This is a genomic window from Streptomyces sp. NPDC001068, from assembly GCF_042897315.1.
In the GTDB taxonomy this organism is placed as follows: Bacteria; Actinomycetota; Actinomycetes; order Streptomycetales; family Streptomycetaceae; genus Streptomyces.
The window spans coordinates 159,315-181,541 of sequence record NZ_JBIAYD010000012.1 but is presented as its reverse complement, the minus strand read 5'-3'; the positions used below and the strand labels follow the sequence as shown (position 1 = coordinate 181,541).

At 73.4% G+C, this 22,227-nt stretch carries 22 protein-coding genes; 11 read left to right on the top strand and 11 right to left on the bottom strand.

Annotated elements, in window-relative coordinates; all coding sequences use genetic code 11:
* Positions 1 to 31 precede the first annotated feature (31 nt).
* Positions 32 to 1,363 carry an MFS transporter gene (locus ACFY3I_RS31800; protein ID WP_390864529.1) on the top strand — a complete coding sequence of 444 codons (1,332 nt, stop codon included), beginning with the start codon at positions 32 to 34 and terminating at the stop codon, positions 1,361 to 1,363.
* 49 nt (positions 1,364 to 1,412) lie between these two features.
* Here ACFY3I_RS31800 and ACFY3I_RS31795 read toward each other — a convergent pair whose 3' ends face one another.
* Positions 1,413 to 2,012, bottom strand: a complete 600-nt coding sequence (locus ACFY3I_RS31795) for a flavin reductase family protein (protein ID WP_390864528.1) — start codon at positions 2,010 to 2,012, stop codon at positions 1,413 to 1,415.
* A gap of 277 nt (positions 2,013 to 2,289) precedes the next feature.
* Positions 2,290 to 3,141 (bottom strand): helix-turn-helix domain-containing protein, encoded by an 852-nt coding sequence (locus ACFY3I_RS31790; RefSeq protein ID WP_390864527.1) that lies wholly within the window; start codon positions 3,139 to 3,141, stop codon positions 2,290 to 2,292.
* Between the two features lie 143 nt (positions 3,142 to 3,284).
* Between ACFY3I_RS31790 and ACFY3I_RS31785 the strand changes: the two genes are divergently transcribed.
* On the top strand, positions 3,285 to 3,704 hold the full coding sequence (locus ACFY3I_RS31785; RefSeq protein ID WP_390864526.1) for a nuclear transport factor 2 family protein: 420 nt from the start codon (positions 3,285 to 3,287) through the stop codon (positions 3,702 to 3,704).
* Between the two features lie 115 nt (positions 3,705 to 3,819).
* Here the strand turns inward: ACFY3I_RS31785 and ACFY3I_RS31780 are convergent, their stop codons facing one another.
* From ACFY3I_RS31780 to ACFY3I_RS31770, 3 genes are all read right to left on the bottom strand, one after another.
* Positions 3,820 to 4,605, bottom strand: a complete 786-nt coding sequence (locus ACFY3I_RS31780; protein WP_390864525.1) for an enoyl-CoA hydratase/isomerase family protein — start codon at positions 4,603 to 4,605, stop codon at positions 3,820 to 3,822.
* The gene (locus tag ACFY3I_RS31775; protein WP_390864524.1) at positions 4,605 to 6,833 is read right to left on the bottom strand and encodes an acetate--CoA ligase family protein; all 2,229 of its coding nucleotides are present in this window, start codon (positions 6,831 to 6,833) and stop codon (positions 4,605 to 4,607) included. The genes ACFY3I_RS31780 and ACFY3I_RS31775 overlap by 1 nt, the downstream gene beginning before the upstream one ends.
* A gap of 182 nt (positions 6,834 to 7,015) precedes the next feature.
* On the bottom strand, positions 7,016 to 8,173 hold the full coding sequence (locus tag ACFY3I_RS31770) for a flavin-containing monooxygenase (RefSeq protein ID WP_390864523.1): 1,158 nt from the start codon (positions 8,171 to 8,173) through the stop codon (positions 7,016 to 7,018).
* 362 nt (positions 8,174 to 8,535) lie between these two features.
* Between ACFY3I_RS31770 and ACFY3I_RS31765 the strand changes: the two genes are divergently transcribed.
* The 3 genes from ACFY3I_RS31765 (at position 8,536) to ACFY3I_RS31755 (ending at position 10,646) form a co-directional block, all read left to right on the top strand.
* Positions 8,536 to 8,946 carry a Zn-ribbon domain-containing OB-fold protein gene (locus ACFY3I_RS31765; RefSeq protein WP_390864522.1) on the top strand — a complete coding sequence of 137 codons (411 nt, stop codon included), beginning with the start codon at positions 8,536 to 8,538 and terminating at the stop codon, positions 8,944 to 8,946.
* A gap of 73 nt (positions 8,947 to 9,019) precedes the next feature.
* On the top strand, positions 9,020 to 9,625 hold the full coding sequence (locus tag ACFY3I_RS31760; RefSeq protein WP_390864521.1) for a GNAT family N-acetyltransferase: 606 nt from the start codon (positions 9,020 to 9,022) through the stop codon (positions 9,623 to 9,625).
* A gap of 40 nt (positions 9,626 to 9,665) precedes the next feature.
* Positions 9,666 to 10,646 carry a GNAT family N-acetyltransferase gene (locus ACFY3I_RS31755; protein WP_390864520.1) on the top strand — a complete coding sequence of 327 codons (981 nt, stop codon included), beginning with the start codon at positions 9,666 to 9,668 and terminating at the stop codon, positions 10,644 to 10,646.
* A 10-nt stretch (positions 10,647 to 10,656) separates the two neighbouring features.
* Here the strand turns inward: ACFY3I_RS31755 and ACFY3I_RS31750 are convergent, their stop codons facing one another.
* Positions 10,657 to 11,328 carry a pyridoxal 5'-phosphate synthase gene (locus tag ACFY3I_RS31750; RefSeq protein WP_390864519.1) on the bottom strand — a complete coding sequence of 224 codons (672 nt, stop codon included), beginning with the start codon at positions 11,326 to 11,328 and terminating at the stop codon, positions 10,657 to 10,659.
* A 148-nt stretch (positions 11,329 to 11,476) separates the two neighbouring features.
* On the opposite strand from ACFY3I_RS31750, the gene ACFY3I_RS31745 reads away from it, so the two are divergent.
* Positions 11,477 to 11,944 (top strand): hypothetical protein, encoded by a 468-nt coding sequence (locus tag ACFY3I_RS31745; protein ID WP_390864518.1) that lies wholly within the window; start codon positions 11,477 to 11,479, stop codon positions 11,942 to 11,944.
* Positions 11,945 to 11,992: 48 nt separating this feature from the next.
* Here ACFY3I_RS31745 and ACFY3I_RS31740 read toward each other — a convergent pair whose 3' ends face one another.
* Entirely contained in the window at positions 11,993 to 13,162 is a 1,170-nt protein-coding gene (locus ACFY3I_RS31740) for an acetyl-CoA acetyltransferase (protein ID WP_390864517.1), read from the bottom strand.
* A 99-nt stretch (positions 13,163 to 13,261) separates the two neighbouring features.
* On the opposite strand from ACFY3I_RS31740, the gene ACFY3I_RS31735 reads away from it, so the two are divergent.
* The 3 genes from ACFY3I_RS31735 to ACFY3I_RS31725 all read left to right on the top strand — a co-directional run bounded on the left by ACFY3I_RS31735 (position 13,262) and on the right by ACFY3I_RS31725 (position 15,638).
* The gene (locus ACFY3I_RS31735; protein ID WP_390864516.1) at positions 13,262 to 14,446 is read left to right on the top strand and encodes an acyl-CoA dehydrogenase family protein; all 1,185 of its coding nucleotides are present in this window, start codon (positions 13,262 to 13,264) and stop codon (positions 14,444 to 14,446) included.
* A complete protein-coding gene (locus ACFY3I_RS31730) occupies positions 14,443 to 14,907 on the top strand; it encodes a nitroreductase family deazaflavin-dependent oxidoreductase (RefSeq protein ID WP_365284869.1) in 465 nt (154 codons plus the stop codon). Before ACFY3I_RS31735 ends, ACFY3I_RS31730 begins: the two co-directional genes overlap by 4 nt.
* A gap of 278 nt (positions 14,908 to 15,185) precedes the next feature.
* Positions 15,186 to 15,638 (top strand): Lrp/AsnC family transcriptional regulator, encoded by a 453-nt coding sequence (locus ACFY3I_RS31725; RefSeq protein WP_390864515.1) that lies wholly within the window; start codon positions 15,186 to 15,188, stop codon positions 15,636 to 15,638.
* A 105-nt stretch (positions 15,639 to 15,743) separates the two neighbouring features.
* On the opposite strand, the gene ACFY3I_RS31720 is transcribed toward ACFY3I_RS31725, so the two are convergent.
* Positions 15,744 to 16,391, bottom strand: a complete 648-nt coding sequence (locus tag ACFY3I_RS31720; protein ID WP_365284865.1) for a TetR family transcriptional regulator — start codon at positions 16,389 to 16,391, stop codon at positions 15,744 to 15,746.
* 145 nt (positions 16,392 to 16,536) lie between these two features.
* Between ACFY3I_RS31720 and ACFY3I_RS31715 the strand changes: the two genes are divergently transcribed.
* Both ACFY3I_RS31715 and ACFY3I_RS31710 read left to right on the top strand, forming a co-directional pair.
* Entirely contained in the window at positions 16,537 to 17,259 is a 723-nt protein-coding gene (locus ACFY3I_RS31715; RefSeq protein WP_390864514.1) for a VOC family protein, read from the top strand.
* Positions 17,260 to 17,459: 200 nt separating this feature from the next.
* A complete protein-coding gene (locus tag ACFY3I_RS31710) occupies positions 17,460 to 19,799 on the top strand; it encodes a PQQ-binding-like beta-propeller repeat protein (protein ID WP_390864513.1) in 2,340 nt (779 codons plus the stop codon).
* Positions 19,800 to 19,845: 46 nt separating this feature from the next.
* Here the strand turns inward: ACFY3I_RS31710 and ACFY3I_RS31705 are convergent, their stop codons facing one another.
* The 3 genes from ACFY3I_RS31705 to ACFY3I_RS31695 are packed head-to-tail and all read right to left on the bottom strand — an operon-like array spanning position 19,846 to position 22,188.
* Entirely contained in the window at positions 19,846 to 20,622 is a 777-nt protein-coding gene (locus ACFY3I_RS31705; protein WP_390864512.1) for an enoyl-CoA hydratase/isomerase family protein, read from the bottom strand.
* Positions 20,619 to 21,032 carry an OB-fold domain-containing protein gene (locus ACFY3I_RS31700; RefSeq protein ID WP_365284857.1) on the bottom strand — a complete coding sequence of 138 codons (414 nt, stop codon included), beginning with the start codon at positions 21,030 to 21,032 and terminating at the stop codon, positions 20,619 to 20,621. The genes ACFY3I_RS31705 and ACFY3I_RS31700 overlap by 4 nt, the downstream gene beginning before the upstream one ends.
* Position 21,033: 1 nt before the next feature.
* The gene (locus tag ACFY3I_RS31695; RefSeq protein WP_390864511.1) at positions 21,034 to 22,188 is read right to left on the bottom strand and encodes a lipid-transfer protein; all 1,155 of its coding nucleotides are present in this window, start codon (positions 22,186 to 22,188) and stop codon (positions 21,034 to 21,036) included.
* Positions 22,189 to 22,227: the final 39 nt, after the last annotated feature.

Below are 22,227 nucleotides of genomic sequence, written 5' to 3'. Positions count from 1 at the left end.
GGACGGAACCCGCTGACCGAAGCTGTATGGCGTGACCCAGACAAGCGAAGCCGCAGCATCCGTCGACTCTCCCGGGCCGACCCGCTCGCCGCGCGTCCACCGTGCCTGGTTCGTCGCGGCCGTCACCTTCGTCACGATCGTCGGCGCGGCCGCCTTCCGATCCCTGCCCGGCCTGCTCATCGACCCCCTGCACCAGGAGTTCGGCTGGTCGCGCGGCACGGTCGGCGCGGCCGTCTCCGTCAACCTCGCGCTGTACGGGCTGACCGCGCCGTTCGCGGCCGCTCTGATGGACCGTTTCGGCATCCGCCGGGTGGTCGCCGTCGCCCTGACGGTGATAGCGGTCGGCTCGGGGCTGACCGTGTGGATGACCGCGGCCTGGCAACTGCTGCTGTGCTGGGGCCTGCTGGTGGGCCTCGGTTCCGGCTCGATGGCCCTCGCCTTCGCCGCCACGGTCACCGGCCGCTGGTTCACCACCCGGCGCGGCCTCGTCAGCGGCATCCTCACCGCCGGCTCCGCCTCCGGCCAGCTGATCTTCCTGCCGCTGCTGTCCTGGATGGTCGAGCGGTACGACTGGCGCCCGGCCGCCGTCACCGTCGCCCTCGCCGCCCTCGCGGTCGTCCCCTTCGTCTGCCTGCTGCTGCGCGACCACCCGGCGGACGTGGGCCTGAAGCCCTACGGCGCGACGGAGTTCGTGCCGAAGCCGGCCCCGGTCACCGGAGCCGCGCGCCGCACGGTCGGGGTGCTGTTCTCCGCCGTCCGCACCGGGCCGTTCTGGCTGCTCGCCGGGTCCTTCGCGATCTGCGGCGCCTCCACCAACGGCCTGGTCCAGACCCACTTCGTGCCCGCGGCCCACGACCACGGCCTGCCGGTCACCACGGCGGCCTCGCTGCTCGCGGTCATCGGTGTCTTCGACGTCGCCGGCACGATCGCCTCCGGCTGGTTCACCGACCGCTTCGAGCCCCGCCGGCTGCTCGCCGTCTACTACGCCCTGCGCGGCCTCTCGCTCCTCTTCCTGCCGATGCTGCTGGGCCCCGCCGTCCACCCTCCGATGATCTTCTTCATCGTCTTCTACGGCCTCGACTGGGTCGCGACCGTCCCGCCCACCCTGGCCCTGTGCCGGGAGCACTACGGCGAGGACAGCGCCATCGTCTTCGGCTGGGTCCTGGCCGCCCACCAGATCGGCGCGGCCCTCGTCGCCTTCCTCGGCGGGGTCGCCCGCGACGTCTTCGGCACCTACGACATGGTCTGGTACGCCTCCGGAGCCCTGTGCGCGGCGGCGACCCTGATGGCCCTGGTGATCCGGCGCCGGCCGCTGACGGCGGCGGGGGGACCCGGCGCGGTGACCCGGTCCGTGACCGCCTAGACCGGGAACCCGGCCGGCCCGGTCCGGTCGCGCACGGGTGCCCGGCCGGTCAGAGGAACCGCCCGCGGTGGAAGAGCAGCGGCGCCTGACCCGGGTCGTCGCCGGTGCCCAGCGCGTTCACCCGTCCCACCACGATCAGGTGGTCACCGCCCGTGTGGACGGCGTGCACCGAGCAGTCGATCCAGGCGGCGGCACCGGTCAGGCGGGGCGCCCTGGACACCGGGGACGGGGCGTGGGCGACACCCGCGAACTTGTCCGCGCCGCTCACCGCGAAGGCTCGGCACAGTCCGCCCTGGTCCGCGCCGAGGACGTTGACGCAGAAGACGCCGGCGCGGGCGATGCGCGGCCAGGTGGCCGACGTACGGCCGACCATGAAGCAGACCAGGGGCGGATCGAGCGAGAGGGAGGAGAAGGACTGGCAGGCGAAGCCCGCGGGGGAGGACTCGCCCTCGGCGGCCGGTGCGGTGATGACGGTCACCCCGGTCGCGAAGTTCCCCAGCACGCGCCGGAACTCGGCCGGGTCGACCGGCGCCCGCTCGTCCGGGCGCACGCACCGCAACTCCGGGCGCGGCAGGGCGTCCACGGGTTCCGGAGCGGGTGCCGCTCTGAGGTACCGGACGGCGGCCTCGGCCGCCCCTGCGTGTCCCATCACACCTCCATTGAAGCTGACGAAGCGTCAGATGGAAAGGGGGGTGCGGGACGGCCTCCGACCGCTTCGTACGCTGCGTGCATGACCGGGGTCTGGCGGGACGGGAGCGGCACCGCGCCCCGGAGGACCTGGCGCGACGGTCTGCCGCTCAAGCTGGACGGCGACTGCGGCCGGGACACCCGGTGAGAGACCCGCAGGGCGCGCAGGAGGTCGGTGGCGTGGCGGGCGTTCATGCGGACCTTGGCCAGGATGCGCCAGGCCTTGAGGCCGGCGAACGTCACAACGTGGCGCTGAGCGCCGGCCGGTCCGGGGACGAACTGCGGAGCGCAGTCAGCGCCTCTGCGCTGAGAGACCCACGCGGCGCGGTGTAGGCGACCACGCGCGTATCGCCGTCTGCGGCGTTGAGGACATCGCAGTCGAACCAGAGGTTGCCGAAGTCGGGGTGCTCGACCTGCTTCGTCTCCGCCGTGAACGGCTCAGCGCGTCGGTCGGACCACGCCGCAGCGAAGGCTGGATTGTGGTCGATCAACTCCCGCAGGAGCGCCTGCAGACGGAGATCGGCCGGGTAGCGGACGCTGCTGGAACGGAGATCGGCGACCAGAGAACGGCGCAGCCGGTCGCGATACTCGGGGGTGGTCCTCACACGCGTTGGCATGTCGGTGAATGTCGTCTGGACAAGATTCACCCCCGGTGTGCTGTCGGCCACACCGAGCAACTGTCTCCACATCGAGTTGGCGGCGATGAGGGTCCAGGTTGCGTCGTAAGCGGCTACCGGCACATCGCCGAGACGATCGAGCAGACGTTGTGTGCCGGGCGACAGATGAGTGGGCACCTCAAGATCCGTGGGTGGCACGAGGCCGGCGAGCTGATGGAGAAGGCCGATCTCGACGCGGGGAAGGCGCAGCGCGCGGCCCAGCGCGGTGATGACCTCGGACGACGGATGTACCGCGTTGCCCTGCTCCAGTCGGATCAGATAGTCGACGGAGAGGTCGGCGAACGCGGCCAGCTCCTCGCGGCGAAGCCCGGGAACCTTGCGCCGGGGTCCGACCGGGAGTCCGAGTTCTTCGGGTGCGGTGCGGTCACGCCATTCGCGAAGACGTGTTCCGAAGGCGAGCAGGTCCTGGGTCACCTCACCAGTGTCACCCCTGCCTCGCGGGAGTGCCTGGTACTGCCAGTGCTAGGGACCAGGAGGCTCGGGAACCACGGGCGCGTGGCCGGATGCTCGGTGTGCCGTCCCCGGACGGCACCACCCTCCAAGCGAATGGAACTGCCATGGCAACCGAGCATGAGAACGCACTCACCACCGCGAAGCAGTACTTCGAACGGTGGGAGGCGCATGACGCAGCCGGGATGCGTGAACTGCTGACCGACGAGACCACCATCGTCTTCCCGATGTCGATCGAGGGCACACCCGAGCCCTGGGCCGTGTTCGATGGGATCGAGAAGGCGATGGGCTACCTGCGACTGGCCATGTCCAACCTGCCCCAGCTGCGCCTGATCGATCGGGAGTGGTCGGTGTCACACGACGCGCGTTACGTCCACCTCCACGCTCGCGGCGACATGATCACCCGAACCAACCTCCTCTACCACAACGTCTACGTCTTCCGGCTGGAGATCGCCGACGGGCGCATCATCCGCGTTGACGAGATCGCCAACCCCGTGCCGTGGGCGGCCACCGGCCTCGCCGGCTGACGGTCCGGCCCCGACCAAGGACCTCTCCCCACGAACGGGGGGGCTGGCCGAGAGCGCCACCTGGCTGGTCGTTTCCGGCCGTGTCTAGCCGGGTCGGGGACCGCCGACCGGCGCCTCACCTGCCGAGGAACCCCGGCTTCCGGCGCTCCACGAAGGCCCGCAGACCCTCCTGGGCGTCCCGGGTCGTCATGTTGATCTCCTGGGCGGCGGACTCGGCCGCGAAGGACGCCGCCCGGTCGCCGTCCAGGGACGCGTTGACCAGCTGCTTGGTGAGCGCGAGCGCCCGGGTCGGGCCGGCCGCGAGACGGGCCGCCCAGTCCCGCGCCGTCCCGGCCAGCTCCTCGTCCGGCACGACCCGGTTGACCAGGCCGAGGCGCTCCGCGTCCGGGGCGGAGAGGGCGTCACCGAAGAACATCAGCTCCTTGGCGCGGTGCGGGCCGACCAGGCGGGGCAGGAGATAGGCGCCGCCCCCGTCGGGGACCAGGGCGCGGCGGACGAAGACCTCGATGAAACGCGCCGACTCCGCGGCCAGGACCAGGTCGCAGGCGAGCGCGAGGTGGGCGCCCAGCCCCGCGGCGGTGCCGTTGACCGCCGCGATCACCGGCTTCTCGCAGTCCAGGACGGCGGCGACCAGCCGCTGCGCGCCCAGCCTGATGGTGCGGGCCACGTCGCCGGGGAGCCGTTCGGCCGCGGTGGCGCCGCCGCGCAGGTCGGCGCCCGCGCAGAAGCCCCGGCCGGTGCCCGTGAGGACCACCGCGCCGATCTCCGGGTCCGCGGAGGCCCGGTCGAGCAGCCGGATGACGTGGTCCCGCTGGTCGGGGGTGAGGGCGTTGAGGGCGTCGGGGCGGTCGAGGGTGAGGTGGGCGACCCGGTCGGCCGTCGCGTACCGGACGGTGTCCATCAGCGGCACACCGCCAGCGCGTCCAGCGCCACCGCGCCCTGGCCCTCGGGCAGCACCATCAGCGGGTTGATGTCGAGTTCGGCGAGCTGGTCGCCGAGTTCCAGGGCCATCCGCTGGACCCGCAGCACCACCTCGACGAGCGCCTCCAGGTCGGCGGGGGGCCGCCCCCGTACCCCGTCCAGCAGGGCCCGGCCGCGCAGTTCGGCGAGCATGTCCCGGGCCTGCTCCTCGCCGAACGGCGGCACCCGTACCGCCGCGTCGTGCAGGACCTCGACCAGGACGCCGCCGAGTCCGACGGTCACCGTCGGCCCGAACAGGGCGTCGTGCGTGACCCCGACGACCATCTCGACGCCCCGCTCGACCATCTGGCAGACCAGCACCCCGTCGAGGGCGACGCCTTCGTAGCGGGCGATGTCGGTCAGCTCCCGGTAGGCGTCGCGGACCTGGCTGGCCGAGGTGAGCCCGACCTTCACCAGGCCCAGCTCGGTCTTGTGGGCGATCTGCGCCCCGGACGCCTTCATCACCACCGGATAGCCGACCAGGCCCGCCGCGCGCACGGCGGCGGCCGCGCTGGTCACCAGCTGTTCGCGCGGCACCCGGATGCCGTACGCGCGCAGCAGCTGCTTCGCCGCGTGCTCGCTCAGCTGCCGGCCCGGCCGCATCAGCGCGAGCGCCTTGCGGTACGAGGGCGAGGGCGTACGCGGGGCCTCGTCGAAGGGGGAGTGGTACGAGCGGACGAAGCGGTGGTGGTCGAGGTAGGCGCGGACGGCGGTGAGGCAGTTGCCGACCGTACGGAAGGTGGCCACCCGGGAGGAGCCCAGAAGGACCTCGCGGTACGCGGGTTCGGTGCCGACCGGCGATCCCCACACCACGCACACCAGCTTGTCGGTGGCCTCGGCCGCGTCGGTCAGGTCCCGCACCAGCCGGTCGCTGAGCGGCGGGAAGGGGCCGGTGATCGGGCAGATCAGCACCCCGACCGCGGGGTCGGCGAGGATCGAGTCGATGATCTTCCGGCCGCGCCGGTCGCCCACCGGGTGCCCGCCGTTGTCGACCGGGTTGGCCACGCTCAGGTACTCCGGTATCCACTGGTGCAGCTCGGCCTGCCGGGCCGCGGACAGCACCGGCAGTTCCAGTCCGAGGCCTGCCGCCAGGTCGGCGACGTGCGCGCCCGTGCCGCCCGAGATCGAGTAGACGACCACTCCGTCCGCGCGCGGTGCCCGCGCCCGGGCCAGCAGGGCGGCGGTGTCCTGGAGTTCGTCGAGGCCGTCGACGCGGATCACGCCGTACTGGCGCAGGGCCGCGTCGATCACGTCGTCGGCGCCGGTCAGCTTGCCGGTGTGGGAGGCCGCGGTGCGGGCGCCGGCCTCGGTGCGGCCGACCTTCACGGCGACCACCGGAACCCCGCGGCGGGCGGCGCGGTCGGCGGCCAGCAGGAAGGCGCGGCCGTCCTTGAGGCCCTCCACGTAGCAGGCGATGGCGCCGACCTCGGGGAGCCCGGCGAAGTAGGAGATGAAGTCGGCGCTCTCCAGGTCGGCCTCGTTGCCGGTGGGGGCCCAGTGGGAGAGGCGGATGCCGAGTTCCTGGGCGGCGAAGACGGGCCGGCCCTGGTGTCCCGACTGGGTGATCAGCGCGATCGCCGGACCGTCCAGGTCGTCCCGGAACCGTTCGAAGGCGTTCAGGTTGGTGTTCGGGCCGAGCAGTCGCAGCCCGGAGCGGCGCACGGCGGCGGCCAGCCGGACCTGGGCGGCCGCTCCCTCCTCGCCGGTCTCGGCGAACCCGGAGGCGAAGGCCACCGCGAACCGCACCTTGGCCTCGGTCAGTTCCTCGATGACCGGAAGCGGGTCGGCGACCAGCAGTACGGCGAGGTCGACCTGTTCGGGCAGGTCGGCGACGGAGGGGACGCAGGCGGTGCCGTAGACCGACGGCCGGGTCGGATGCACCGGGTGCACCCGGGCCCCGACCCGATCCGCCCAGTCGAGGAGCTGCCGGGTGATCCCGGTGTTGGGCCGCCCCTCGGCGTCCGAGGCGCCGATCACGGCGACGGACTCGGGCCGGAAGAACCTGTCCAGATCCGGTACGTCCGCGTGCAGCGGCCGCCCGCTGACGTCGCGCTCGTCCGCGTCGGCCGTCCGGCCGTGGACGGCCGACGTGGGTCGCTGCTCACCGCAGGCGATGACCCGGGCCCGGCGGGAGTCGGTGGTGAGGGTGCCGTGGGTTGATCCAAGCATCGTTCCGCCCGCTCCTGTTGTGACAGCCCAATAAACTGACGCTGTGTCAGATTACTGAACTGACGCAGCGTCAGGAACCGGTCTGCGCGCAAAGTCGAGACGGCGGGTGCTTCTTGCCCGGCTCTCCGCCCGGACCGGCACCCCGGTCGGCCGGGATCCGTTCGGCGGGGATCCGTTCGGCCCTACGCCGACCGCTGCCGTCGGGCGACGGCCTTCGCGATCTTCTCCGCGTCGATCGCCATCTCCCGGAACATGCCGCTGATGGGGTTGGTGTATCCGGTGAAGTAGAGGCCGGGGGCGTTCTGCGGGGTGCGGGATCCGTGGGTGACCGGGTGGCCGCGGTCGTCGAGGACGTCGAGGTGGCCGACCAGGTCCTCCAGTCCGCGCGCGTACCCGGTCGCCGCGATCACCGCGTCGGGGGAGACGAGGGTGCCGTCGGCGAGGACGACCTTGCCGTCCTCGAAGCCGTCGACGGCGGCCACGATCTCGACCTTCCCGTCCCGCACCGCGTCCAGCAGGCCGACGTCCAGGACCGGGACGGCGCCCTGCCGGGCCCGGCTGAGGAGGCCGGTGTCGGGGCGGGGCAGGCCCTGGGCGGCCAGGTCGGGCACGGTGGCCCTGGCCATCGCGCGGGCCAGCCGGTCGACGAGGGACACCGGCAGGCGTCGTATCAGGATCGCGTTCTGCTGGGCGGCCCAGCCGGCGGTGGAGCGGCGCACGATGTGCGGCACCGTCCGGACGGCGAGCCGTACCCGGGAGGCGCCGCCCTCCACCAGGTCGACGGCGATCTCGGCGCCGGTGTTGCCGGCGCCGACGACCAGCACGTCCTGTCCGGTGAACGGTTCGGCGCTCCGGTATTCGCCCGCGTGCAGGAACCGGCCGCCGTAGCCGTCCAGGCCGGGCAGGCCGGGGAGGCGCGGGGTGTGGTTGAAGCCGGTGGCCACGACCACCGCGGAGCCGGTCAGCTCCCGGCCGCCGGAGGCGTGCAGCAGCCAGCCGTCACCCTCGGGGGCGCGCTCCACGCGCGAGACCTCGACGCCGGTGACGATCTCCAGTTCGTGGTGTTCGGCGTACTTCTCCAGGTAGCGCACCACGTCGTCGCGGGAGACCCAGCGGCCGAAGCGGCGCGGCATCGGCAGTCCCGGCAGCGCGGAGAGCCTGCGGGTGGTGTGCAGCCGGAGACGGTCGTAGTGCCGGCGCCAGGAGGTGCCGACGTCGTCGGACTTCTCCAGGACGACCGCGCGAACGCCCCGGGCCCGCAGCGCGTAGGCGGCGGAGAGCCCTCCGGGGCCGGCGCCGATGACGTACACGGGCGAAACGGTGGGGGGAAACACGACCATGGGCGCGAGCGTAATCACGCGATACGTTGATGGGTCTCGGTCAAGACCGGAATTGGTTTCGGATTGATCACACCCGTAGGAGAACTGGGTAGGGCTTGTGACGTAGCCCACTTCATCGGAACGGAAACGCGGAAGAAGCCCTGTTTCCGCGGCCGTTGCGAGGTGGTCGAGGTGATCGAGATGATCCCGGCGACGAAACCGTCCGGGCCGGTGCCATCGGCGCGGAGTTCGATCAACCGGCGCCCCGCGCGTATTTCGCCGGCCCTTTTCGGTGGACGGGACATCGGGTTCACGGGATTCGCGCGGCCTTTTCGCCCGCCGTCCTCTGGGCTCCCGCGGTGATCTGACATACCGTCAGAACCATGGACGCGACGAGCGCACCGACCGCCCGGCGGTACGACCTCCCCGAACCGGACGCCTTCACCCGCCCCTACTGGGAGGCGGCGGCCCGGGGCCGGCTCCTGCTCCGCCGCTGCGGTTCCTGCGGCCGGGACCACCACTACCCCCGGGAGTTCTGCCCGCACTGCTGGAGCGACGACGTCACCTGGGTACCGGCGTCCGGCCGCGCGGTGCTCTACACCTGGTCCGTCGTGCACCGCAACGACCTCCCTCCCTTCGGCGACCGCGTCCCCTACGTCGCCGCGGTGGTCGACCTGGCGGAGGGTCCGCGCATGATGACCGAACTGGTGGACACGCCCGCACCCCGCGCCGGAATGGAACTGGAGGCCGTGTTCCGGTCGGGTGTGCCGGTGTTCCGTCCCGCGACACGCTGAACCGGAACCGGTGAACACCGGGGCGCGCCGACACGGTCTGGGCACCACCCGGCACAGGGGCTTCAATGACCCCATGGCCCAGATCGACGAACAGCCCGCCGCCCACCGCCCCGACGCCGTCCCGCGCGGTCACGGCCTGCGCCTCGACCACTGGGACCCGGACTCGCCCGACCACGCCGAGGCCTGGCTGCGCGGCCGCACCGACCTGGAGTTCCTGCGCTGGAACACCCCCCTCCAGCCGGACATCGACCTGGCCGGAGCCCGTACCGCGCTGCTCAGGCAGCGGGAACAGGCGGCCACCGGCGGCTGCGCGCCGTTCCGGATCGCGGACGCGGAGAGCGGTACGACCCTCGGGCACATCGGCATCAACATGATCGACCGGGTGTCCCGTTCGGCCCGGGTCGGCTACTGGGTGCTCCCGGCGGAGCGCGGCCGCCGGGTCGCCACGCGCGCCCTGGCCCTGGCCGCCCGCTGGACCTTCGCCGAACTGGGCCTCTACCGCCTGGAACTGGGCCACGCGCTCGGTCACGAGGCGTCCTGCCGGATAGCGCGGGCCTGCGGCTTCCCGTACGAGGGGACACTGCGGGGCGCAATGTTCGAGGCGGGCCGGCCGAACGCGTTCCGGGACGCCCACCTGCACGCCCGCCTGGCCTCGGACCCCGACCCGGCCCTCGGCTAATTCACGTGCGGGACAAGGCGACCGGGCGCCACCATCGACCATGAACCCCGAGACACCCGCACCCGAGACACCCGAGACACCCGAGACGACCGAGACACCCGGGACACCCGAGGAGCCCAGGACACCCGAGGAGCCCAGGACCCCCGCACCGGTCGCCGCGTCCGACTGGCACTTCACCTCCGACACCGAGGAATTCCTCGCCCGCGCCGGGGAATTCCTCGGCTCCCGCCCGGACCTGCACACCGTCCACCTGACGGTGACCCGGCAACTGCGGCACCGCGGCCCGTCGGCGTACGGCGACCGGCCTCCGTTCCTCGGCTTCCTGACCAGGGCGGACGGCAGCGTGGGCGCGACGCTGCTGCACACCCCGCCGTACGCCCTGCGCACCACCCGGCTCACGGCCGCGGAGACCGGGGCACTGGCCTCCCGGCTCCGCGCCCTCGGCCACCCGTTCACCGGATTCGCCGCCGAACGCGCCACCGCGGAGGCGTTCGTGGCGGCCTGGGAACGGCTGACCGGGATCGCCGGGGCCCTCCGCGATCTCGAACGGCTCTACCGGCTGCACGAGTTGACGGCACCCCTGCCGATGCCGGAGGGCCGGGCGAGGGTGGCCGGGCCGGCCGACCGGGACCTGCTGATCCGCTGGTACGACGGCTTCGTCGCCGACGCGGGCGTGCCGGGCGGCCGGAACGCCGGGGACTGGGCCGACTTCCGGCTCTCCTACGGCGGCGTCACGCTGTGGGAGACGCCCGACGGCACCCCGGTGTCCATGGCCGGCGTGACCCCGACCGTCGCCGGCCAGGCCCGGGTCGCGCCCGTCTACACCCCGCGCGAACTGCGCGGTCGCGGCTACGCCGGCGCGGTGACCACGGAGGTGGGCCGGGCGGCCCTGGCCCGGGGCGTCGGCGAGGTGCTGCTCTTCGCGGACCTCGCGAACCCGACGAGCAACGCGCTCTACCGGCGCATCGGGTACCGGGAGGTCGCCGACTGGGCGGTGTACGACCTCCCGGCGGGGGCGTAGCGGTGGGCGCTCACGGCCAGAGCAGTTGCCGGTGCCAGGTCTCGTCGGGCTGGACGGAGTACCGGAGCCGGACGTGCCGGCGGTCCGGGTCGCCCTGGAAGAACTCCGCCTCCTCCGGGCGCAGCCGGTAGAGGGTCCAGGTGGGGGAGGGGGCGGCCGGGTCGGCGCGGGCCCGTTCCCAGGCCGCCTCCGATTCCTGCCGCAGCTCGTCCGGGGAGGACAGGGGTCCGCTCTGGCTGCCGGTGAGCGCCGCCGCGAGGGCGCCCGTCGAGCGGGCGTGCAGGTCCGTCTGGCCCTCCTCCCACGGGGCGGTGGTGACCGGCCCGCGGAGCCGGACCTGGCGGCCCAGGACCGGCCAGTAGAAGACCAGCGCCGCGTACGGGCGGGCGCTCAGCTGGTGCCCCTTGCGGCTGGTCACGTGCGAGGCGAAGGACCAGCCGGCCGGGTCCGCGCCGTGCAGCATCACGATCCGCACGTCCGCCCTGCCCTCCTCGTCCGTCGTCGCCAGCGACACGGTGTGCGGTTCCACCTGTCCGGCCGCCACCGCCTCCGCGAACCACGTGGTGAAGAGGGGGAGCGGGTCGTCGGGAGCCGACTCCGGTTCGAACGGCCGTAGCTCCGTGGTCTCGGGGGACCAGACCCGGAGCGACTTCAGGAGGTCGTGAAGATCCGTTGCTGCCATGTGCCGAGTATCCTCGGGTACCCGCGGCCGCCCCGGCAGCACGTCGCGGGGCGATCCGGGGTGCCCGGAGGTACCCGGGGGCCGGACTCCGGGGCACAACCGCGCAAAGGCCTGCGGACACCTGTGCCCCGGCCCCACACTGTCCGGCATGAGGGGACCCAGGACCGTGAGAGTGGGCGTACGCCATGTGCTCGGCGAGGCCGGGCGGTCCACGGCGCGGACCGCCACCTGGGCCGCCCGTGACTTCCGGCTGGTGCGGCCGGCGGTGGGCCGGGAGCGCGTCGAGCTGGAGTGCCCGGTCTGCTCGGCCGCGCTCCTCGCCGAGGTCCGCGACCACGTCCGCACCCGGCGTACCCGGCTGACCTGGGGGGCGGTCTCGCTGCTCGCGCTGGTGCTGTGCGTCGCCTCACTGGCCTACGTCGTCCACGAGGGCGGTCGTACCCTCCCGGCCGGGCAGTCGTCGCCGCTGCTCGTGCCGGTCGGCGTGGCCACGGCCGTCGTGACCCTGGCCTGCGCCCTGGTCGCCTGGGCGATCGCCCGCAACCACGTCGGGGTCACCCTCGTCGACTTCCCCGGGCCGCGCCGCGGCCACCGCGTCGTGCCGGCGCGCGGCTGAACCACCCGCACGGTGGCCGTCCGCCGCGAAGGCCGGCGGGGCGGTGCGTCAACCCCGTCCCAGCACCACCGTCCCCGACGAGCAGAACCAGCCGCCCGTCCCCGACGCCACCCCCAGCTCCGGCAGCCCGCCGTCCGGCCGGCGCACCTGCCGGTCGCCGGCTTCGCCGCGCAGTTGCCGTACCGCCTCCACCAGGAGGAACAGGCCGCGCATTCCGGGGTGCTGGGCGGACAGCCCGCCGCCGTCGGTGTTCACCGGCAGCTCGCCGCCCCGCACCCGCAGCCGCCCCTTGTCCACGAACGCCCCGCCCTCGCCCTTCGCGCAGAAGCCCAGGTCCTCCAGGGTCACCAGCGTCATGTAGGTGAAGGCGTCGTAGATCTCGGCGAAGTCCATCTCCGACGGGCTCACACCGGCCCGCCGGAAGGCCAGTTCACCGCTCACCGCCGCCGGGGACACCGTGAAGTCGGCCCACTCCGACATGGTCGCGTGCGAGACGCACTCACCCGTGCCTAGCACCCAGACCGGCGCGGTACGGCAGTCCGGTACGTACTCCTCGGCCGCGAGCAGCACCGCCGCGCCGCCGTCGGAGCGGATGCAGCAGTGCAGCTTGGTGAAGGGGTCGGCGATCATCGGGCCGGACAGGACCTCGTCGACCGTGACCGGGGTGCGGAACATCGCCTCCGGGTTGAGCGCCGCGTTCGCCCGGGCCTGGACGGCCACCTCCGCCAACTGCTCGATCGTCGTGCCGTGTTCGATCATGTGGCGGCGGGCGGCCATCGCGTACTTGGCGATGAGCGTGTGGCCGTAGGGGACCTCGAACTGGAGCGGGCCGCCGGCCCCGAAGGACAGGTTGCCGGTCCTGCGGCCCGCCTTGACGTCGGCGCGGGCCGTCGAGCCGTACACCAGCAGGACCGCGTCGGCGTGGCCGGCCGCGATCGCGTCCGCCGCGTGGGCCGCCATGACCTCCCAGGTCGAGCCGCCGACGGAGGTGGAGTCGACCCAGGTGGGACGCAGCCCCAGGTACTCGGCCACCTCCACCGGTGCCAGGGTGCCGAGGCCCGCCGACGCGAAGCCGTCGACCACCTCGCGGCCGAGGCCCGCGTCGGCGAGCGCGCGGCGGGCCGCCTGGGCGTGCAGGGTGTAGGCGGTGGCGTCGTCCACGCGGCCGCAGTCGGACAGGGCCACGCCGACGACGGCGACCTTGCGGGGTCCGGTCATGAATCTGACGGTACATCAGATCCGCGTATCTCCGCCCCTGTGCATCTGCATCCGCTGCGCCTAGCATGACGGGCCGTCAGATCGTCAGGAGGTCCGGCCATGGACACCCGCTTCACCGACGAGCAGGACGAGATCCGGCGCGCCCTGCGTGAACTGCTCAACAAGCGGTGCGGGACGGAGGACGTCCGGGCCGCCGTCGACCGGCCGGAAGGGCACGACCCCGCCCTGTGGACCGCGCTCGGCGAACAACTCGGACTGTCCGGCCTCGCGCTGCCCGAGGCGTACGGCGGCGCCGGCTGCTCGGTCACGGAAATCGCGCTCGCGGCCGAGGAGTTGGGACGCGCCCTGGCACCCACGCCGTTCCTGGCCACCGCCGTCCTGGCCGCCCCGCTGCTGCTCTCCCTCGGAACCGCCGCACAACGCGCCGAACTGCTCCCGGGGATCGCCGAGGGCCGGCTCACCGCCGCCCTCGCCGTGCCCGGCACCCGGCTCGGCACCGCCCTCGCGCTCACCGGGCCCGGCGACGGCGACTGGGCCGGCGGCGGGCGGGCCGGCGGCGTGCAGGCGCGGCACGGCGGGGACGGGTGGCAGCTGTACGGGGAGGCCGACCAGGTGCTGGACGGGCACAGCGCCGGGCTGCTCCTCGTCCCGGCACACGCCGGCGGGTACGCCCGCTCGCGCGTCCTGCTCTTCCTGGTGGCGGGGGACGCCGACGGCCTGGTACGGACCCGGCGCACCACCCTCGACCAGACCCGCCCCCAGGCCAGGGTCCAGCTGCGGCACGTGGCCGCCCGGCCGCTGGGCGACGAGGACACCGACGTCCGGCCCGCCCTCGCCGCGCTCGGCGAATCCGTGGCCGCGGCGCTCGCCTGCGAGGCCGTGGGGGCCGCGGACCGGGCGCTGGAGCGGACCGTGGAGTACGTCGGGCAGCGGGAGCAGTTCGGGCGGCCGATCGGGTCGTTCCAGGCGGTGAAGCACCGGCTGGCCGATGTCCATGTGGCGGTACGGGCGGCCCGGTCGGCCGCCTACTACGCGGCCTGGGCGACGACCCGGGGGGAGCCGGTGGGCGGACTGGCCCTCGCCCAGGCGCTGGAGGCGCTGCGGACCGCCGCCGCGGAGGGGATCCAGCTGCATGGCGGGATCGGGTTCACCTGGGAGCACGAGGCGCACCTGTCCTTCAAACGGGCGGCGGGGGACGAGCTGCTCTTCGGGCCCGTGCACCGGCTGCGCGCCCGGGCCGCCGACGCGGCCGGGCTGTTCGGGGGACGGGAGGTGGGGGCGTGATCGGCGAACGGCTGGTGCAGAGGGTCTCCGCCACCCGGGGGTTCGCCAGGGTGGCCCCGCACGTGGTCCCGGCCCTCGACCGGGCCGTGCACCGGCTCAGCCGCGGGCGGGTGCTGCCCAGCGCGCGGATGCTGCCCGGGGTGATCCTCACCTCCACCGGTGCGCGCAGCGGGCGGCCCCGCCGTACGCCGCTGGCGTGCATGCCCGCGGGGGACGGCTGGTTCCTCGTCGGCTCCAACTTCGGGCGCACCGGCCATCCCGCCTGGACGTACAACCTCCTGGGGCATCCGGCCGCCGAGATCAGCTGGAAGGGGCGTGACGTCCCGGTCACCGCCCGGCTGCTGGAAGGGGCCGAACGGGCGGACGCCTGGCGGCTGCTGCTGGTGTTCTGGCCGCCGTACGCCGCCTATCAGGACCGGGTGGACCGGGAGATCCGGATCTTCCGCCTCGACAGGACGTAGCCGCGGGGCGCTGTCGCCGGGGCGGGTCTCCGTCGCGGGTCGTGGTCGCCGGCGCGAGACTCCGTCGTGGGTCGTGGTTGCCGGGCATGGGTCTCCGTGGCGGGCGGTGGTCGCCGGGGACTGTCGCGGGTCGCCGTCGCAGGGAGTGGTCGCAAGGCGTGCTCGCCTGGCGTGGTCGGCGCATCGCCCTGCCCGCGCCGGTGGCCGCCGTGCGGGGGCCGCCCCGGCCGCCCTCGGAATTTGCTCGCGACCGGCGGGTTCGGGGGAGAATCCGCCGTATGGACGACGTGGACCGGCGCATCCTCGCGGAGCTTCAGCAGGACGGGCGGCTGACCGTGACCGAGCTGGCCGGGCGGGTGCGGCTGAGCGTCTCGCCGTGCCACCGGCGGCTGCGCGAGCTGGAGCGGTCGGGCGCGATCAGCGGCTACCGGGCGGTGGTGGACCCGGCGTGCGTGGGGCTGACCTTCGAGGCGCTGGTCTTCGTCTCCATGCGCCAGGAGGACCGGGACACGGTCGCCGACTTCGAGCGGGCGCTCGCGGAGATCCCCCATGTGCTGGACGCGCAGCGGCTGTTCGGCGAGCCGGACTACCTGCTGCGGGTTGCCACCGCCGACCTCGCCGCCTTCCAGCGGCTCTACGACGAACGGCTCGCGACCCTGCCGGGCGTGCAGCGCCTCACCTCGACGCTGGTGATGAAGCACGTGGTCCGGGACCGCACGCTGCCGGCGTGACGGAACGGACCGTGCCGGAAGGCGCCGTGACGGACGCGGTAGCGCAACAGGCGGTGGTCCACCTCCGGTGAACCGCCGCCTGCCAGACAGGACCCGGGGCGCGGGCTATTTCGCGGGCTTCTTCCCGGTCACGCCCAGGTGCACCAACAGCGCGAGGTTCGGCTTGAGTTCGGCCTGCTTCACACCCCAGGACTGGAAGCCCTTCTGGTGCGAGGCGACCGCCGCGAGCATCGCGACCAGCGAACCGGCGACGGCCGCCGGGTTCACGTCCTTGTCGACCTTGCCCTTGGACTGCAACTCCGTGACGGAGTCGGTGAGGGAGTTGTTCACCGAGTTCAGGATCTTCATACGGATCTTGTAGAACCGTTTGTCCCCTTCGGCCGCACCGAGGTCGACCACGCGCAGGATCGCGTCGTTCTTGCGCCAGAACTCCAGGAAACCGTCGACGAGTTCCTGCGCGGTCGTCCAGCCGGCCTTGCCGACCCAGGAACGTCCGGCCAGCAGTTCGGTCAACTGACCGCCCTCGGCCGCCATTTCCTCGGCGATCTCCAGGACGGCGCCCTCGACGTCCGGGAAGTACTGGTAGAAGGTCGCGGGCGAAGTACCCGCTTTCCGGGCGACATCGATGACCTTGACGTCCCGGTAAGGGGAGGAGCTGAGCATCTCGCTGAGGCAGTCGAGCAGCTTCTGCCGGGTCGCCTGCCCACGCCGACCGGCCACGCGGCCGTCGACGGTACGCACTTGTCCTGTCATGCCGTCAGCTTACCGAGGGGTGATCGGAGCGCGATTCGGCCGACTGCAAATGGGGTGCACGGGTGTATGGGGGTGTCCGGAAGGCCGCCGCCCCAGGTGATGCGGCTGGTCTGCGCGGTGCGAGCGGGGCGGTTACTTTGACGACATGGCCGAAAACAGGACATCCGAATTCGCGGAGGGCGTCCCGTGCTGGGTGGACGTGCAGCTTCCCGACGTCGAGGCGGGCAAGCGGTTCTACGGCGGGCTCTTCGGGTGGACCTTCGAGGACGCCGGAGCGGGGGCCGCGTGGGCCCTCCTCGACGGCGTGGGCGTCGCCCGGCTGGCGCGGAAACAGGACGGCCGGCTGCCCACCGTCTGGACGGTGTACTTCGCGACCCCGGACGCCCGGGACCTGGCCCGCCGGATCGTGGCCGCCGGCGGCCAGATCGTGAGCGACCCGGCGCCCGTCCGTGACCTGGGCACCGCCGCCCTGGCCGCCGACCCCCAGGGCGCCGTCTTCGGCATCTGGCAGGCGGCGGCGCACCAGGGCTTCGGAGTCCGGCACGCCCCCGGCACCTTCGCCTGGGCCCAGCTCTACACCAGCGACACCGAAGCGGCGAACGCCTTCTACGGGCACCTCTTCGCCGCCGCCCTCTTCGGTGCCGGCGCCACCCCCGACTTCGGCCGCGCTCCCGTGACCGACGTGTTCGCGGCGGGGATGCCGGCCCAGTTCGTCGTGCACTTCCGCACCGGGGACGTGGCCGCCGCGGTCGGGGCGGTGCGGGAACTCGGCGGCCGGGTCCAGGCGCCGCCTTTCGAGACGTCGTACGGAAAAGTGGCCGTCGTGACCGACAATCAGGGGGCGTCCTTCGCGCTGCTGCAACGCTGAGGCCCGGAAACGGTCGGCCCTCGGCGGAAAAATGTCTCACTTTGTCACGTGACACCCCGATTGGTCGCCGGGTTCGCAACCTGTGCCCGGGCCAGGAAGAATCGGGGTGCGTGCCGCCACGGCGGTGCGGTGGTGAGACGCTGCACGGGGTCGCGTACATATGTGGGTGGACGTGGCCCGTACGGGGAGGTGGCAGGCTAGTGGTGGATCAGCTGACGCAGCACGATCCGCGGCGGATCGGGCCGTTCGAGGTGCTGGGACGGCTGGGTGCCGGCGGCATGGGGCTGGTCTATCTCGCGCGCTCGGCGTCCGGGCGGCGCGTGGCGATCAAGACGGTCCGGACCGAACTCGCCGAGGACCAGCTGTTCCGGGTCCGCTTCACCCGGGAGGTGGAGGCGGCCCGCGCGGTCTCCGGCTTCTACACGGCCGCCGTGGTCGACGCCGACCCGCGCGCCGCGGTGCCGTGGCTGGCGACCGCGTACGTGCCCGCGCCCTCGCTCGAGGAGATAGTGAACGACTGCGGGCCGCTCCCGGCCCAGGCGGTCCGCTGGCTCGCGGCGGGCGTCGCGGAGGCGCTCCAGTCCATCCACGGCGCCGGTCTGGTCCACCGTGACCTCAAGCCCTCCAACGTCCTCGTCGTCGAGGACGGCCCCCGCGTCATCGACTTCGGTATCGCGTCCGGCGTCTCGAACACCCGTCTGACGATGACCAACGTCGCGGTGGGCACCCCCGCGTACATGTCCCCGGAGCAGGCGAAGGACTCCCGGTCGGTGACCGGCGCGAGCGACGTCTTCTCGCTGGGCTCCATGCTCGTCTTCGCCGCCACCGGCCACCCGCCCTTCCACGGCGCCAACCCGGTCGAGACCGTCTTCATGCTGCTGCGCGAGGGCCCGAACCTCGAAGGACTCCCGGACGAACTCCGGCCCCTCATCGAGTCCTGCATGCAGATGGAGGCCACCGGCCGCCCCAACCCGGCCGACCTCCAGGCCCAGCTGGCCCCCCATCTCTTCGGATCCGGCTCCGACGACAGCGGTACGGCGTCCGCGTGGCTGCCCGAGAAGGCGGTCGCGCTGATCGAGTCACGGCGCGGCGGCCGCCCCGCCGTCAGACCGTCGGCCAACCCGTCCGGCGCCCGCAGCGGCGGCCGCCTCGCCGTCCCCCCGCCGCCCTCCTACGACCCCGTCGTCCCGGCCCCGGTCCCCGTCGGCGCCCCCGGTCCCGACGCCGGCCCGGTCCGGCTGGCCGGTGCCCCGGTGCCGATCGGACCCGGCCCCCGGGTCGCCGACGCCCGCGCCGCCGCCGTCAAGGCACCCCCGCCCGAGGCAGGACTGGTGGCCAACTGGTCCCGTCCGCGCCCCGGCGTCAACGGCGCCGAGCCCGCCGTGCCCGCCCTGCCCCCGGAGACGGCGTCGGGCTGGCGCCCCTGGCGGTTCCGGATGTCCAACGACGTCTGGGGCACCCCGGCCGTCGACGGCGACCTCGTCTACGTCACCTCCTTCGAGGTGCACGCCCTCGACGTCGCCACCGGCCGCCGCCGCTTCAAGACGCGGGACGTCGCCTGGTCCATGGCGGTGGCGGACGGCCGCATCCACGCCTCCGACGGGCCCACCCTGTTCGCGCTCGAAGCCCGCGAGGGCGGCGACCTGTGGCGGCTGTCCACCGACGCCTGGGTGTACGCCCTCAGGGCCGACCGCGGCACCCTGGTCACCGGCACCCGGGGCGGCGGTGTCCAGGCCTGGGAGGCCTCCACCGGTCAGAAGCTCTGGGAGCTGTCCGGCGCCCAGACCGACTTCGAGGCCCCCGAGTCCGGTCCCTCCCTGCACGAGGGCACGGCGTTCGTCTGGCAGGACGCCCGGCTGCGGGCGCTGGACGCCCGCACCGGTGAGGAACGCTGGTCCTACCCCATCGGCGACGCGGCCTCCTGCGGCGGTGTCCCGGTCCGCCTCACCCACGCCCCCGACGGCTACGTGTACGCCGTGGCGGGCAGCCGCGTCATCGCCCTGGAGGCCGCGACGGGACGGGTCCGCTGGCACTTCGAGGCGCCGGCGGTCTTCCTCGCCCCGCCGGCCTTCGTGCCCGGCCCCGCGGTCACCGGCGGCGGCGTCTACCTCGCCGACTACCTCGGCACCGTGTACGCCCTGGACGCCACCGACGGCCGCGACCGCTGGCGGATCGCGACGGAGGCCCGCTCCTCGGTCGAGCCGGTGCTGGTGGCCGCCGGGCACGTGCACGTGGGCAGCGGCAAGGGGCTGTACACCCTGGACGCGGTCACCGGGACGCCCAAGTGGCGCTTCCAGGCGGGCGGCGACGTGGTGGGCGCGCCCGCGGTGGCGGAGGGCCGGATCCACTTCGGCTCCACCGACCACCTGCTCTACACCCTGAAGGCCGACGACGGCCGGCTGCGCTGGAAGCTGGCGACCGGCGGGGAGATCACCGGGTCGCCGGTGGTGCGGGACGGGGTGGTGTACGCGTGCAGCAAGGACCGGTGCGTGTACGCGCTGGACGCGGAGAAGGGCACGGGCACGGCCCGCACGGCCTAAGGGCAGCCGACGGTTGTGTGGCGACCGCGGAGCCGCGGGGGAAGTCTCAGCGGATCCGTGGGGGCGTGGTCCGCCGCCGGTTCGTGAAGAGCTCGGTCTGCCGGTCGGCCGGGAGGTTGCCCAGGGCGATGAGGTGCGGCGCGTGTCCGTACCCCCGCTCCCGCGCCGCCTCCTTCGCCGCCCACAGCGCCCGCACGCTTCCCTGCACCCCTTCCGCCGGATACCCGGCGATCACGGTCGCGCACCGCACCGCCGCCTCCAACGCCCCGCCGACGGGCGTCACTTCGGACACCAGCCCCACCTCGTGGGCCCGCCGTGCGGAGATGCGCTCGGCGTTGCCCATCAGGACCAGCCGGGCCACCTCCCCGTACGGCATCCGCTGCGCCATCAGCACCGACTCGTAGGCGCTGACCATGCCGTAGGAGGTGTGCGGGTCGAAGAAGACCGCGGTCTCGTCGGCGACGACGAAGTCCGCCTCGCCGAGGAGGTAGAAGGCGCCTCCGCAGGCCATCCCGGCGACCGCGGCGATCACCGGCTTCCACAGGTCGTTCGCCTTCGGGCCGATCGCGATCAGCGGGTCGTCCTGGCTGTACGGCGAGGAGGGCTGCGGCACCACCGCGTCCCGGTCCAGACCGGTGCTGAAGGCGCGTCCGCCGGCCCCGGTGACGACGACGGCCCGTACCGTGTCGTCGAACCGCAACGCTCCCCAGGCGGCCCGGAGTTCCGCGGCGGTGGCCAGGTCGAGCGCGTTGAGCCGCTCGGGGCGGTCCAGGGTGACGACGGCGACCCCGGTGTCCTTGTCGGTGGCGACCCGCAGGCTCACGGCCGCTCCAGGACCCACTGCGGGAGACCGTCCGCGAACACCGCCTGCACCCTGGCGCCGATCCGGATCCGGTCGGCGGGGAAGGAGCCGAGCGGTGCCCCCGCCTCGGTGACCAGGTTCCCCACCAGGCGTATCCGCGGGGCGTCCGCCAGTTCCACGACCACGACGTTGTACGGCGCCTGCGCCGCGTAGTCCGGCAGGAGCGGCGGGTGCGGGACGACGTACGACCAGATCCGGCCGCGCCCGCTCGTCGCCCGCCACTCGCTCGCGAAGGACTGGCAGTGCGGGCAGCACGGGCGGGGCGGGAAGCGGGGCTCGTGGCAGTCGGCGCAGGCCTGGACGCGGAGTTCGCCGAGTGCCGCGTACTCCCAGAAGGGGGCGCCCTCGGTGTCGACGGCCGGTCGCAGCATCTCAGCTCCTGTTGGTGAGGAGGAGGGCGGAGGTCGGCACGCCCTCGCCCGCGGTGACCAGGCAGGTGGCGGCGCCGGGGACCTGCGCGGTACTGGTGCCGCGCAGCTGTTTGACGCCTTCGGTGATGAGGTTGAACCCGTGGACGTAGGCCTCGCTCAGCCCGCCGCCCCCGGTGTTCACGGGCAGCCGCCCGCCGATCTCCAGCGCCCCCTGCTCGGTGAAGGCCCCGCCCTCCCCTCTGCCGCAGAAGCCGTACCCCTCCAGGGAGAGCGGGATCAGCGCGCTGAAGGCGTCGTAGATCTGGGCGACGTCGACGTCCTCGGGGGTGAAGTCGGCGTGCTTCCACAGGTGCCGGGCGGCGGTCCAGGCGGGACCGGTGAGCGGGTCGTCGTTCCAGTAGTTGACCATGCCGTGGTGCTGGGCGGGCAGGCCCTGGGCGGCGGAGTGGATGTAGACCGGTCTGCGGGCGCAGTCGCGGGCGCGTTCCCTGCTGACCACCACGCACGCCAACGCCCCGTCGGTCTCCAGGCAGTTGTCGAAGAGGCAGAGCGGCTCGCTGATCCACCGGGAGGTCATGTACATCTCGCGGGTCAGCGGGCGGTCGTACATGACGGCGGCGGGGTTCTGGTTGGCGCGGTTGCGACAGGCGAGGGCGACGTTGAACAGGTGGTCGCGGGTGGCGCCGTACTCGTGCATGTAGCGGCGGGTGAGCATGGCTATCTCGTCGGCGGGCCGGAGCAGCCCGAAGGGCCGGGTCCACTGGGCCGGGGTGGGCAGCTGGACCGTGGTGTCGGTCCAGGGCCGGGGCCCGCTGCCGCGCTTGCGGGACCGCCAGGCCACCCCGACCGAGGCCTGCCCGGAGGCGATGGCGGCGGCGAGGTGCGCGACGGTCGCGCAGGAGCCTCCGCCGCCGTATCCGACCTTGCTGAAGAAGGTCAGGTCCCCGAAGCCGACGGCCTTGGCCAGTTCGACCTCGTCGGTCTCCTCCATGGTGAAGGAGGCGAGGGCGTCGACCTCGCCGGGGGCGATCCCGGCGTCGTCGAGGGCGGCGAGGACGGCACGGCAGGCGAGGGTCCTCTCGTCCTCGTCGAGCCGTCTGGCGAAGGGGGTCTGTCCGATCCCGACGATGGCGGTGGCGTCCCGGATCCCGGCCATGTGCACACCTCCGCTGCCTGTCCACTAGTTGCTGACAGT